General features: G+C 35.8%; 15 protein-coding genes. 5 read left to right on the top strand and 10 right to left on the bottom strand.

The features are described 5' to 3' along the window. The first annotated feature begins 558 nt into the window (after nucleotides 1-558). Entirely contained in the window at nucleotides 559-1,827 is a 1,269-nt protein-coding gene (gene ilvA / locus MKY93_RS09420; protein WP_009496504.1) for a threonine ammonia-lyase IlvA, read from the top strand. Nucleotides 1,828-2,014: 187 nt separating this feature from the next. Continuing rightward, nucleotides 2,015-2,557 (top strand): GDYXXLXY domain-containing protein, encoded by a 543-nt coding sequence (locus MKY93_RS09425; protein WP_078816722.1) that lies wholly within the window; start codon nucleotides 2,015-2,017, stop codon nucleotides 2,555-2,557. A gap of 414 nt (nucleotides 2,558-2,971) precedes the next feature. Here MKY93_RS09425 and MKY93_RS09430 read toward each other — a convergent pair whose 3' ends face one another. From MKY93_RS09430 to MKY93_RS09455, 6 genes are all read right to left on the bottom strand, one after another. Then, on the bottom strand, nucleotides 2,972-3,613 hold the full coding sequence (locus MKY93_RS09430) for an HD domain-containing protein (protein ID WP_040758071.1): 642 nt from the start codon (nucleotides 3,611-3,613) through the stop codon (nucleotides 2,972-2,974). A 524-nt stretch (nucleotides 3,614-4,137) separates the two neighbouring features. After that, the gene (locus MKY93_RS09435) at nucleotides 4,138-4,362 is read right to left on the bottom strand and encodes a hypothetical protein (protein WP_050804617.1); all 225 of its coding nucleotides are present in this window, start codon (nucleotides 4,360-4,362) and stop codon (nucleotides 4,138-4,140) included. A 392-nt stretch (nucleotides 4,363-4,754) separates the two neighbouring features. Next, nucleotides 4,755-4,889 (bottom strand): hypothetical protein, encoded by a 135-nt coding sequence (locus MKY93_RS09440; RefSeq protein WP_340758890.1) that lies wholly within the window; start codon nucleotides 4,887-4,889, stop codon nucleotides 4,755-4,757. A 344-nt stretch (nucleotides 4,890-5,233) separates the two neighbouring features. Then, nucleotides 5,234-5,527, bottom strand: coding sequence for a 3-isopropylmalate dehydrogenase (locus MKY93_RS09445; RefSeq protein WP_340758891.1), 294 nt, complete (start codon nucleotides 5,525-5,527; stop codon nucleotides 5,234-5,236). A gap of 199 nt (nucleotides 5,528-5,726) precedes the next feature. After that, complete coding sequence (locus MKY93_RS09450; protein ID WP_009499533.1) at nucleotides 5,727-5,927, bottom strand: hypothetical protein; 201 nt, start codon at nucleotides 5,925-5,927, stop codon at nucleotides 5,727-5,729. A gap of 81 nt (nucleotides 5,928-6,008) precedes the next feature. Then, nucleotides 6,009-6,416: a hypothetical protein gene (locus tag MKY93_RS09455; protein ID WP_221836647.1), complete on the bottom strand. Its 408-nt coding sequence runs from the start codon at nucleotides 6,414-6,416 to the stop codon at nucleotides 6,009-6,011. 1,062 nt (nucleotides 6,417-7,478) lie between these two features. Here MKY93_RS09455 and MKY93_RS09460 point away from each other — a divergent pair. From MKY93_RS09460 to MKY93_RS09470, 3 genes are read left to right on the top strand one after another with little or no spacing between them, the layout of a single operon-like run. Beyond that, nucleotides 7,479-7,994, top strand: coding sequence for an RNA polymerase sigma factor (locus tag MKY93_RS09460; RefSeq protein WP_340758892.1), 516 nt, complete (start codon nucleotides 7,479-7,481; stop codon nucleotides 7,992-7,994). Continuing rightward, nucleotides 7,978-8,922, top strand: a complete 945-nt coding sequence (locus MKY93_RS09465) for an anti sigma factor C-terminal domain-containing protein (protein ID WP_340758893.1) — start codon at nucleotides 7,978-7,980, stop codon at nucleotides 8,920-8,922. The genes MKY93_RS09460 and MKY93_RS09465 overlap by 17 nt, the downstream gene beginning before the upstream one ends. Before the next feature lie 14 nt (nucleotides 8,923-8,936). After that, a complete protein-coding gene (locus MKY93_RS09470) occupies nucleotides 8,937-9,302 on the top strand; it encodes a hypothetical protein (protein ID WP_340758894.1) in 366 nt (121 codons plus the stop codon). An 851-nt stretch (nucleotides 9,303-10,153) separates the two neighbouring features. On the opposite strand, the gene MKY93_RS09475 is transcribed toward MKY93_RS09470, so the two are convergent. The 4 genes from MKY93_RS09475 to MKY93_RS09490 all read right to left on the bottom strand — a co-directional run bounded on the left by MKY93_RS09475 (nucleotide 10,154) and on the right by MKY93_RS09490 (nucleotide 12,207). Continuing rightward, a complete protein-coding gene (locus tag MKY93_RS09475; RefSeq protein WP_340758895.1) occupies nucleotides 10,154-10,714 on the bottom strand; it encodes a GNAT family N-acetyltransferase in 561 nt (186 codons plus the stop codon). Nucleotides 10,715-11,216: 502 nt separating this feature from the next. Continuing rightward, entirely contained in the window at nucleotides 11,217-11,453 is a 237-nt protein-coding gene (locus tag MKY93_RS09480; RefSeq protein ID WP_340758896.1) for a hypothetical protein, read from the bottom strand. A gap of 83 nt (nucleotides 11,454-11,536) precedes the next feature. Next, a complete protein-coding gene (locus MKY93_RS09485) occupies nucleotides 11,537-11,923 on the bottom strand; it encodes a hypothetical protein (protein ID WP_340758897.1) in 387 nt (128 codons plus the stop codon). 56 nt (nucleotides 11,924-11,979) lie between these two features. Further along, nucleotides 11,980-12,207 (bottom strand): hypothetical protein, encoded by a 228-nt coding sequence (locus MKY93_RS09490; protein ID WP_340758898.1) that lies wholly within the window; start codon nucleotides 12,205-12,207, stop codon nucleotides 11,980-11,982. Nucleotides 12,208-12,964 lie beyond the last annotated feature (757 nt).

A 12,964-nucleotide genomic window follows, 5' to 3' on the forward strand; every position in this document is an offset into this window, starting at 1 on the left:
ATAACAGGTTGAATAGATTTGTCACTGCTTTTGGATAAAAGCTAGTATTCCGCGATAGAATGCAAAAGAGCTGGATGAATGAATAAATATTTAGAATTGAATAAAAATTTAGAGCGCTGATTACTCGGCGCTCCGAATTTTTGACTCCTACATCATTAAGCCGTACACAATTACGGCTGCGATAATAACGAGAGTGACCACAAAAACTGTCCACTGCGCGTTATCCGGCTTCTCGGGCCTGCTGTCCCATTTTTGCATACAGTAACGCTCCCTTTCTTATTTAAGCTGGCTGCCTCTTCTCTGAGTAGTTTTCCCCTCGCTTTTTAAATTAAACACTAACTGTATTAGATCTAGCAATCGCCAACGAAGAATAGTACTAAAAATATTAAATTCTTGTCCCATTAATCTCCATTGAAACCCCTTCAAACCAAGTAAACGCTTACATATTGAGGTGTCGTTAAAATAAACGAACAATTTGGAACTTTCTTATGTTCATTCGGATTTTTTCATGTTATTATGAGTAAACGTTGAATTGTTACGGAGGTTAGATGATTAATTATGAAGGTGAAAACTATGGAGTCGAAAAGTATTCAAGTGGAAGATATCTTAATTGCCAACCAGCTGCTGAAAGATGTAGTAGCCCATACGCCGCTGCAAAAGAATGAGCGTCTATCGGAAAAATATGACTGTCATGTGTATATTAAACGTGAAGACTTGCAACATGTCCGTTCCTTTAAACTGCGCGGTGCGTACTACAAGATGAAACGTATAGAAACGGAAGCACGGAAGTCAGGTATCGTTTGTGCCAGCGCTGGAAATCATGCGCAAGGCGTTGCGTATGCGTGTGCTCACCTCGATATTGACGGCAAAATCTTCATGCCTCAGACAACACCTAAACAAAAAGTGAATATGGTGAAAATGTTTGGACGCGACCGTATCGAAATCATATTGGTCGGAGACACATTTGATGATTGCTTCGAACAGGCAATTGAATTGGTAGAGAAAGAGAAACGAATCTTCATTCATCCATTCAATGATCGGGACATCGTGGCCGGACAAGGAACCGTCGCGGTAGAAATTATGAACGATATTGAAGAACCCATTGATTATGTCTTTGCAAGCATCGGAGGCGGCGGTCTCATGTCGGGCATCAGCACATACATCAAAAACTTATCTCCACATACACGAATGATTGGAGCAGAACCTGCTGGTGCTTTAAGTATGAAAACTTCCATTGACGCACAGAAAGTGGTGCCGTTGCAAACGATCGATAAGTTTGTCGATGGAGCTGCTGTTAAATGTGTCGGTGACCTCAACTTTGATATTTGCATGAGTTACGTAGACAATATTGTCAGCGTGCCTGAAGGTAAAGTATGCACGGCCATTTTGGATTTATACAATGAACACGCCATCATCGCGGAACCAGCAGGCGCTTTGCCAATTGCCGCACTAGATTTCTATAAAAATGAAATCAAAGGAAAATGCGTCGTCTGTGTCATCAGCGGCGGTAATAATGACATTGGACGAATGCAGGAAATCAAAGAGAAGTCGATGATTTATGAAGGCTTGCTCTATTATTTCCTCGTCGACTTTCCACAGCGTGCAGGAGCTCTCCGTCAATTCCTTGACACCGTGCTCGGTCCTGACGATGATATCACGATGTTTGAATACACGAAGAAAAACAACAAAGAAAGCGGTCCTGGACTGGTTGGTATAGAGATTAAACGCAAAGAAGACTACAAAGGTCTAATTGCACGAATGGAACAGAATGGATTTCCTTATAAAGAAGTGAACAAAGACAGCTCTTTATTCGGACTGCTGATCTAATTTATATACACCGAAAAAGCCTGATGCTTACCACATTAGGCTTTTTTTGTGCTTGAAATTCCAATTTCAAAATGTTTCCTGGATAAAATTAATGGGTAAATTACTACTAAAACCATCCATTTATGCACATGCTCTACATACATAAGAAGTATTTTTATGAAATCTACCGAAAGGCGGCGACCCGGCTTTGAGCAATCGGCATAGAAAAATAAGTGTTGCACTTCTCTTTGTCATTCCTCTGCTTCTACTGGCAAGTCTCGCAGTTCCTCATTTTAAAACACTTCAAACGGGGGCTGATGTCTATTTGCAAACCGAACCGATCACGAAAGAGGACGCAAATGAAAACTACATCGTCCTACGTTATGAAATTGAAAAGGTCCTCAAAGAACAGATGACGGACAGTTTAGTGGAAACATTGAAACAACCGTCCGAATTGGGGATGACAAAAGTCTTCGGCGTATTGGAAAAGCAAGATGGAATAGATCAGCTGGTCACTTTAAGCGAGAAGGAACCCACAGACGGTGTCTATTTAGAGGGCTGGTTGCCTCAAACAACTGAACGGGAATACCGGGAAAGCGAACACTATATCGTGAACTTCGGCTTGGATCCTTTTTATGTCCCGAAAAAAGGACATCGTGTAGCAGCGCAAGGGCTTCAGGACGGAATCACTACTGCACATTTTAAAGTGCGAGATGGTCATGGCATTTTACGGGAGATTGAAACGAAGTAAAAAGAAGCAGAATCGGGAGAGTAAAAATATAAATAGCATCAAAAACCGATCAGAAATCTGAACGTTTTTTGATGCACTATCTTATTCCAAAGAGTGGCGTTCTCCGCACAACACTCATGTCTGTTAATCGAACTTAGACTAGCTGTTCACTTGTCTGTAGGAGACGCCACCTTCCTTTTTAATCACCTAGGAGAACGTTTGGAGTTTTTATCCAGAAATCGCGTTCGATAATTGAATATCAAAGATCATTGATATAGATTATAGACCCATTTTGATATCAATAGAGATTTCTTCGTCATTCACTAAAATACGGATGTTATAGTACTTTCGATCCGTCGTTACATAATATATCTTGGACCGATTATAGGATCAAGTTAGTCACCTAAATCCAAACAAGACAGTGCTGGATGTCTTTTACTTCTTGCATTCGCCAATTATCCACATCGTAATGTCCGTCAGCTCATCATGCTCAGTAAATTGTTCACTAAGCATATCTGTAAGTATATTTTCCATGAAGTATTCCACACAGCTCATATCTTGAAACAGCAGGATGGTCCGCAATGCTTCTTCGTAGATTTCCAAAAATAACGGCTCCGGATTGCCCTTTTGAATCTCACCAAATGATTCGTAAAGCAAATCAATTTTATCAGCAATTGCCAAAATACGTCCTTCCAGTGTTTCATCTTTCCCTTCTTTGAACCGTTCCAAATAAATGTCCTGATACTCAGCCGGAATTTCTTTTTCCACAAAATTTCTTGTCATTTCTTCTTCTACTTCACTGAACAGCTGCTTCAACTCTTTTGAAGCATATTTTACGGGTGTCTTGATATCTCCTGTGAAAAGTTCCGCATAGTCATGGTTCAATGCCTTTTCATACAAGGTTTTCCAGTCTACTTCCTGTCCAGATCTTTCTTCGACCGTCCCAAGAAATTGAGCAATTTTTGCTACCTTAAATGAATGACTGGCCACTGAATGCTCTTGATATTTAAACTTTCCTGGACAACGGATAATTTGTTCCAAATCTGACAAGCTTTTAAAATAGTGATGCACGCCCATCTTATTCATCTCCTTTCTGTAGTTCCTGAAACTGTCATATGTATATTTCCCTGTTTTGACTAAAATATGCCGATGAAGGATACCTGTGTACGAAACTATTTCTTTTGTTTAACCGTCCTATTAAATTAAATAATCATGAATGTGTTTCACACGGGCAGTTGTATAATGATATGGCCACAATTTGTAATTCCATTTCAACACAATGATTTTTAAAATACCAAACATTGTCGATTCTTATCGGTACTATTGTTTTGTAAATAGGAGAAGCTACTGAACTAGCCTAGATTATACATTCACTTTTAGCACGACAAACAAACCGGTAATAGAAAGTCATCTTAAATAATATACATATTAAACCGATCACTATACTATATGATCAAATATATGTCCCCCCTTTGCACAACCAAGAAGGATGAACGCAAAGCTTAAATTAAAAAGTATCCAAAACCAGTTTTTAATGTCAATCACCTTCTCCTACATAACTGTTGCCATCCCTGATTGCCAAAACCCAAAATATTAATTCTTCATCGCATCATCTGATTATAAATATAAAAACCATATAAAACAGGCAACAACAATCCGAGTGCCAAACAAGTAACTGCTGCTAACTTTGACTGTTTAGCAAGACGTTCATTATTCGATCTTAAACTTTGGAAAAATGTAAGAGTAAAATAAAAACAAATAATGATTAAAATTGTTGAGAGCATACCAATCCAATTTCCTGCTCCCATAAAAATCATATCGTTCATCCTGTCTATCACCTCTTTCAGCAATCTGGCCTGAGTGATGAATGGGCGCAAATCCTTAGTGCGGAAGCGCATCCGCTTCTGAAAATCTTTTTAAGAGTTATATCCAAAGGAAACTGCAAATACCAATGCAAATATTGATAAAAAGATTATAACTGTACAAATTGTAGTTATTATTAAGGTTAAGATTTTAGGTATGTCAGAGCGTCTTTTCCAAGTAGCTAAAAGTAAAAATAAACATACAAGAAGAATTATTAGAAGAATTGAAAAAAGCATGTAACGATCTTTAATTATATACCATAAGCCCATGTAATCTGCTCCCTTCCAACGAGTTAGTACTTAACAAAATGGCCAGTTTGCGGCACAATCCTTGTAAAGCAACTGCGCCCGTTAATTTAATAACTCCCCACTTCTTGATTATCCATTTCTAATTGTTGATTCAGATCATCAACTTTTTTCAATTCTTTCAAGTTGATTTTTTGTCTATTAATAGAAGGGAATAATAGTATAATCGAAACGACGATTGGCACTGATCTTTATTGAAGAAAAGCGCCTGAGTGCAAAACAGTACAATTCAATTATAATTTCCTTTCCGATTCCTTGTGTATAATGCTCGAAATGAATTCAACTGCAAAGAAAACAAATAGACCGTTCCAAAAAATCAAACTAGGAGAAAATAAAGTACTTACTGTAAATAAATAATAAAAATAGTATATAGCTGAAACAAGTAGGTCAGCGTAAAAACCAAAAATCCCCCATTCTTTGCATTAAAAGAAAATACTATTCTATTATTTTTAATAAGTAACTCTCCTTGCACGTTTGGCTCACTCTCCTGTTAAGCAATCGCGCCGAGTTAGTTAAATATAATCATGATTTAAATTTTACTGTTGTTATATTTTCTTATCACAGTTACCAAAATTGCAATAATAAAAACGATGACACTATTTGCCAATAAATACTGTCCCACTTGCATGCCATAAAATATTGCAAAAGGATCACGAATAATAACTATTGCTAATGCACCACCAATTGCACTAAATAAAACTGCTAGTAGTAATATTGTAAATGCAGCAAAATATAGGTTTTTCTTTTTTTTGTAGTATATAAATCCAATAATATTTGCAATAACGATAAAGAAACCCCTAAGTATTAAGAAGAAATCAACCATTTAATCCCCCATTCCAAACCTACCTTTAACCAATATACAAACAAATGTAATTAAGATTGTGGATATATAAGGTTAAACCGGCAAACCTTCATAATATCCACTTCACTTTAAAATTGTTATTAAACAGATTGGTCTGTTTATGAAAACAGTGTAATCGCGGAAACACCACTGTCGTCTCCAATTCTCATCGTTTAAATTTTTACCTAACCGCTTCTGGTTCCTTCATAAACCAAGAAATATAGGAACATTGTCTGCAAATCAATATAGTCGCATCGCGGTTTGCCCAGTCAAGGCCAAACAGCGTTGCTCCCCTTGTGTTGAGTTGTCTATAGTCTTTATCGAAAGTATCATTTTGACAGCAAGGGCAAACAAGTTGAACGTTTCCTACTCTATATTTCATGATTTCTCCTCCTCAAATTGACGCATGAAATTTCCACATAAGCTATTAAACAATATTGGTCCGATTGAACAATAAGGTAATTCACTGCCGCTGCAAGTGGGAACTTTCATAAAAGGTCGTTGCAAAAATATTAAAGTTGCTTCTGAAAGTATTACGTAAATTACCAAATAAAATATTCAGTTCACTTCTCGAAAAATTATTCCCATCTTTTATATACCTGATTTCTTCTTCCAGCCTTAAAAAATTATTTATTGTATCAACCAAGTACACTTTAACTTCACTTGAATAATCTTTCTTAGTAATCAAGCTCAATAATGTGTCTCTGCTCTGTTTTACATCGACAAGCATCTCATCTAATTTATGTTGATCCATCGATACTGGATCTGTACCGATTAGCCAGTCCTGTTCAAAAATCGGCAGAATATATTGGGTCTGCATTACGGTTACGTCCTGATCACGGTTACTATATTTTTCAATTCCTTTAGCCAAGTTCTTCTCGTATGATTCAGTGAATTTATTGAGAATATCTTCATATGTTTTATCGTTATGGTATAAAACCTCAGTCGGTTTGTATGTAAAAATTTTATATATACTGAAGTGAAAAAATGGTTAAAACCAAGACATGAAAAGTATGAATAGCACTGCGACTGTACCCAGCCCCCAAAAATCCGTATACTTTTTATAGCCATTTAATTCCTCTCGTTGAGATAAGCATACTTCAGAAAACCGCTTAAAATGTAAGAAATGATTATTCCTACCGATGCAATTTCTAAAAGCAATAGTAGAATGAAATAATAAATACCTTCGCTACGATAGCCTTTATTTTTGACGTTCAAGTAGTAAAGAAACAAAAATATAATATCTATTCACAATAACGTTGGAATAAACCATTTATATTCAAGAAAAAAGTTTTGCTGAAGTTACCGACTAAACTGGTTAAAGATATCAGCAAAAACAGCGCTAAATTAAATGCTATTCTTGCGCCCGTTAAATGTTCGTCTGTATTATAGTCCTTCTTCAAAAGACAAACCTGCACATCATACAACCTATAACGCTTTACAATTCACGGATTTATTAAGGTTTAATTTAAAGAGCATTACAACAAAACGGCTTTGTTTGTTGAATAAGACATTTATTTATAATCCATTTTAACACAATATCACTATTTTCTTTCAAATCATCCATAAACTATTAATAAAAACAGCAAAAACGCTAAGAAAAATGAGCGTTTTTTTGACGTAAGTTTACTATACTTATTTCACCAACCACCGCCGTTATTTTAAGTAGATTTCTTTACAAATTACAAACAAAAAAGCCCTAAAACTCTGAATGCCTCGATACTTTTAAGATATGGTTGAAAGAACTCGATCCGCCCCGCTTTGCTCTACTTTTCGTAAATCAGTGTTTCAGCAATGACTTAGTGTAGATTAATTAAATTTGGCAGGACAACTGGCAGTGAAATATTTCTTTAACGAAAATAAATAAAAACATGTATACTTTTTTCAAACCTCTGCGTCTGATGTATGTTAACAACATAAAGTAGGTGGCCACTTGCAAATCCAAACGATTGAGGACCTGTACCGGGAAAAGTCTCGTGTCATATTCCGTTACCTAATAAAAATTGGATGTCCGAAAGAGGATGCTGAAGATATCGTACAAACCACGTTTTCTAAAGCATTTGAGCATATGATTCATCTGAATGTGGACAATCCTTCTGCGTGGCTCTTTAGGGTATCTATAAACAATTATTACGATTTATGCAGGAAACAAAAACGATACCCGTATGCGCAAATAGATGAAAGTTTCTTTGAGAATATGTACCAGATGGATGAGGACGGGGAACAAATTGTGCTGAAGAAAGAACATAAAAATGAAGTTGAAACAGTTTTGAATCAATTATCGCCTACACAATCGAACTTGCTACTCTTGAAATATGAGCTCGATTTATCGTACGAAGAAATAAGTGTCCTACTAAATATGAAAGTTGACACAATCCGAACGACACTATATCGCTCACGGAATACTTTTAAACAGAAATGGAGTGAGTTTGTTGAAAGACAATCATGAATTGGACGATCTTTTCAGTTTTGAGAAAAACGAAAAAAACCTCATTACGAAAGCAAAACAAAAAAGTACAATCCGTATGATCTTTATTAGTGGATTAGTCTCTCTGTTGGGACTGACACTCATCATATTAGTGAAACTGCAAGTGACACCTTGGTTTTTGAACAAGGAATTGATAGCCCAAGAAACGTACTATGAAGTGCACGGTGCCAATTCGTTTGTTGGTCCTTGGGAAGAGTCAATTCAGATTATTGGAAGCAAAGCGACAGCTCCTCAATATAAATTATTGGACGGGCGACCTGTATACCTTGGAGAAATCTCGAATAATTCCGATAAAATCGAAGTGCATCTCACGCCGAACGAATACGAAACGTACAGTTACCTTGGCGGAAAAGTGATGAATTTTATTCACCCAGAAGTGAAATTAAACCACGTCCCGAACGAACTAAAGAATATCGATATGTTTCAGGATCATCAATTAATTGAAATGGGACTTTCATTTGATAAAGCTTATTCATTGAATGAAGTGAAAGCAATGTTACCAAAAGATATAGCCTTACAATGGGCGTGGGTTGATGTTTATTCCGTCGAAGAAGTTAACTCGTTACAAACTTCAGAGCCTCCCGCAAATATATTTACGGAAAACGAAGTCTTCGGGTTTTCATTGGTAGACAAAACAGGCATCAGATTAAAGGATCCTGTTAAGGAATTCATGGATTCTGTGGTGTATGGGAAAAATCACATGGGGCGCTATAAAAGAGATATGGCAACGTTCTACGAAACACTGACCGAGCAAGGTGAGGTTGATGAAACAAATATTAAAGTCATCGGGTCGGTTGTGGTCGGAAAAAAAGTAGCACTTAAACAATTACAGAACGAATCCGGCGTCCGTGCATCGAGCATAGGTGCAGTCGTCGATTCAATCAAATAAAAGGAGATAATACAATGAATAAACCAGTACAATGGATCATTTGGGTAGTGGCATTGGTTGCCATTAACATTCCCACAATTTTGATAGCCTCATTTTCACTCTTTGGCACAGCAGAAGGAACAAGCATTTTTTCAGTCGATTACTTGATTGCGGCAGGTATCTTACTTTTAGGTAATATCATTATACTCCAACTATTTCTTGCTATTCGTAAAAACCGTTACCAAGCATTTGTCTATGGTTTAAGCGTGACAGTCGCGCAGGCTATTGGTTTTTACTTGATCGGCATGTTTTATTTTAAAGTCGGACCAATCATTTTGGGGGCAAGTATCCTTTTGGCAATCAGTTTGTTAATTAAGGAAATAAAATATCGATCACATTAAAAAGGATGGGAGCAGATTTAATTTCTGCACCATCCTTTTTTATGAATGAAGTTCATTTAATTCTTCCATCCGATCCTTCGTTGGAATCCTATGTTCAATGGTAAGTATCGACATTCACATCTTAGTTAATTGCAAATGTAGTTTTGCCAAATGACCTTGTATGCGCTTTACACCTCTACATCGTTAAGCAATCGATTCTCTAACGACGTTGGGAATCGACGTATCCATTAATTTAACACCTTTAAAAGTGTCTTCTATACCTTATTCCTCCAAAATCCATAATTTCTTTTTTTATATAACTTCTCCATTGACTGCTTACTTTCCCTCGCAATCTGGCCAGTTAATTGCAAACTAATACGCACGCACTCCCAGTCCCCTTTTATCTTGCCTAAATAACACCTTGAATGTAATCAATAATAAAGCCATAGATTAGCCATACGAAAAGGTGCACCAAAAAGCCTGGAAAAAGAATTTTAGAATGTTCGCTATCATACAGAAAATCATGAATGTTAAGCATCCAACATATTTTTCGGACAAGGGATCAAGAGCAAATAAGATGTCTTTAACTGGGTTTGCCAACAATTAAAATATGTATTGAATGACTGACATTACAGGTAGCCAAAAGGAAAACCTTTTTAACGGCAACTTGAATTCCCCCTCAACATCTTGCTTAGTTTGCTCTGTTGTAAATAAACCAATTTTCTAAGCACTAGTACAATTCACTCCACAAAGAAAGAGACAGTTTACGAAAAATGAGCACTGATCTTCCTCCAAGAAAAGCGCTCGATTATCGTAGGAATAATATTAAAAAAAGCAAACCAGCTTACTGATTTGCTCACTCATTTATTTGTTTAAACTAATGTCTTTTCCCAATCTTTTCTTATCAAACCCATAACAAGAATATCATGATACTTGCCAAATCTAAAAAGTTCTTCTCTAAGTGTGCCTTCCAATTGAAAACCACATTTCTCATATGAGCCAATAGCTCTTCTGTTATAACCAAATACTTGAAGTTTCACCTTATTTAAATTCATATAATTAAAAATAAAGTTAAGCAAAACTATCATTGCATCTGTTCCATAACCTTTTCCTTGAGAGTCAGGTGCAATAGAGATTCCAACATGACAAGTACCATTGTTCCAGTTAACCAAGTAAACAGAGATAGTTCCGATGAATACTTTTTCATCTTTAAGTTCAATAGCAAACATGTATTCATCTTTGTCAGAACTGATCTCGCTAAGAAACTTCTCATGTTCTGCATCAGTTGGTGGGAATGGTATACTATCGTTCATTAGTAGACGACTTTCCATTACCTCCTCAACATTAGAAAAACTCTCGTAATCCTCTTTTGTAATTTTGCGTAGAATTACTTTATCTCCTGTTAAAAAACTTTGAACATATTTCTTAATCAATTTAGATTCCCCCATTTTTCCAGGGGTCGCAGTAAAGGGCTTATTATTACTGTACCCCTGTAACGTTTTGTTCTTTTGTGTCTGTAAAAACGTTTACTGCAATGCTCGATAACATAGGCTAATCTCCCTTTTTTATGATAATTTAAAAATATACTAAGTTAGTGTTATTAATCAACTTCTATCAGTTTCTTTACACTACAATATGGCTCGATTGATGAATGGGCGCAAATCTTTATTACTAGAATCTAGTCCGTTTACTGAACTATTTAGTTGAAAGCCCTTCTACAGTTGACGTTGATATAGTTTGTTCTCTTATTTCTCCGTTTACACTGCAATGGATTTTCATCTGCCTATTATTCTTTTTATTTACGTTGCTTAATTTAACTTTCAGAATAAGAGTTCCTTCCTATTTGATTTCATATCCTTGGATATCTTGTTTGCCACCTATAGTATCTCCGGGATAAACTCCAATAGGTTTATTTGGACGTCCACCATAAAACTCTTAAGAAATACCCTCTGTATCTTCTATCGCTGTGTCGCCAATCACTATCTTAATGGAGTCAATAACGGCAGGTTGGCTTCCAGACCAATCAATAGGCACGACCAAAAAGTAGGTGTTATCTGGAAGGAAATCGTCGGTAGACATATTGCCAACTGTAAACCTACCTTCGTCTTTATCCGAACATCCACTTAACACGATTAATATACAAATTGATAGAACAACAATAACTTTTTTCACCGTAACCCTTCCTCGCCTAAAAAGAATCTAACCTTTTCCCGGTATATTTCTATACGACAAAAGCGCCCTATGATTGAACAAGGTTAGACATTAAAACTACCGGTTTCAATAAGGATTCCTTCCTTACCAAGCCTTTTGTGATTGTAAGAAATATGGCTTAATTTCTCATAATTTTCCTTCCAAATTATATATATGAAATGAGATGGTTCTTTAAGAAAACTGTCAGGAGACAGGTTCTCAAAACGATAACGTTCGTCAGGGTATGGTTCGCCGAGCCTAAATAATTCAAGAACATCTTCATCGATTGCGATGCCACCGATTTTAAATTCATAAACGGAATAGAGCTCTTTGAGAAAACTAACAAATCCTCCAAATTCCTCTTTTTTTATACCGATTTGATCCCATTCAGGTTCATCAAATTTATCCCCATAAAACCAAAAATTAACCATTAGTGCATTTGTAGAAACCATTTCTATTTGTAATATCGCCTTTCGCTTCCTTGATAAATAAACATATAATCTTAATCTTAATGAGTGCAAATTTGAGGATTTTGGATCTTCTTCATCATAGGGATGACCTCTATCAAAAAACCAATAATTTCATCAACGTTTTTATCAACGATTTCAACTTTATTTGTGACCCTTGATAACTTATTAATAATTTCTTGTATTGTTTTCGTTTTTTCTTCTTTAAGTTCCAACAAGAAACTCACTTCAAGGAAAGGACCACCTTGCAACCATTGAGACCATTCCATCTGAAAATCCTCCTAAATCTATAATTTTAATAATACTCAATTTTCTTCTAAACAAATCTGTTCTTTAGTTTAGTGTACTTCTTCAAAATATCCAATAGAGTCACTAAACAATCTGGCCGGATAGTTGAACTTTCCAAATAAGCATATAAAATTAATGCCATAAAAGTGATGAAAAATTATTGAAGGCATTTACTATATCATTACGTGAAAATTTTTAGTAAGTACTCGTCTATATAAGCTTTCTCTTCTTTAGAAAAACCACCACCGGAAATCGCTAGAATATTTCTTTCCACGTATGCTATCATCCTTACACGTTTATTTTTCTAATAGTTCTATTACCGAAAATCATTAGAGTTAATTCTTACATGTTAATACAAATAAAATAAAGCTAAAAACGCTACTATACATAGAACTACTATAATCACACGTTTTTGCTTTTATTTTAACTTAATAGCTTTTTTTCTTTCAACCACCCTGAATTGTAATCTCCAATAATAACTGGTTCCTCCACATTGTTTCCCTTATCACCTTACAAACTATATCTCCCACTATCGCCCGGTATATTAATATCCTTATTCTGTAAAACGGCCAGTTTGTTGAAGAAAAAACCCTCTCTTAATTCCCCGCACAGACCCTTTCTAATATTTTAACTTATTTTACCACAACCTTTTTCTAAACCCTACAAGAAACCTATTTATTCTCATAATAAGCAAACCGCTACCTAAGATGTATACAATTTGTAATCATTTCCATCATG

Source organism: Sporosarcina sp. FSL W7-1283, assembly GCF_038003105.1.
GTDB classification, from domain to species: Bacteria; Bacillota; Bacilli; order Bacillales_A; family Planococcaceae; genus Sporosarcina; species Sporosarcina newyorkensis.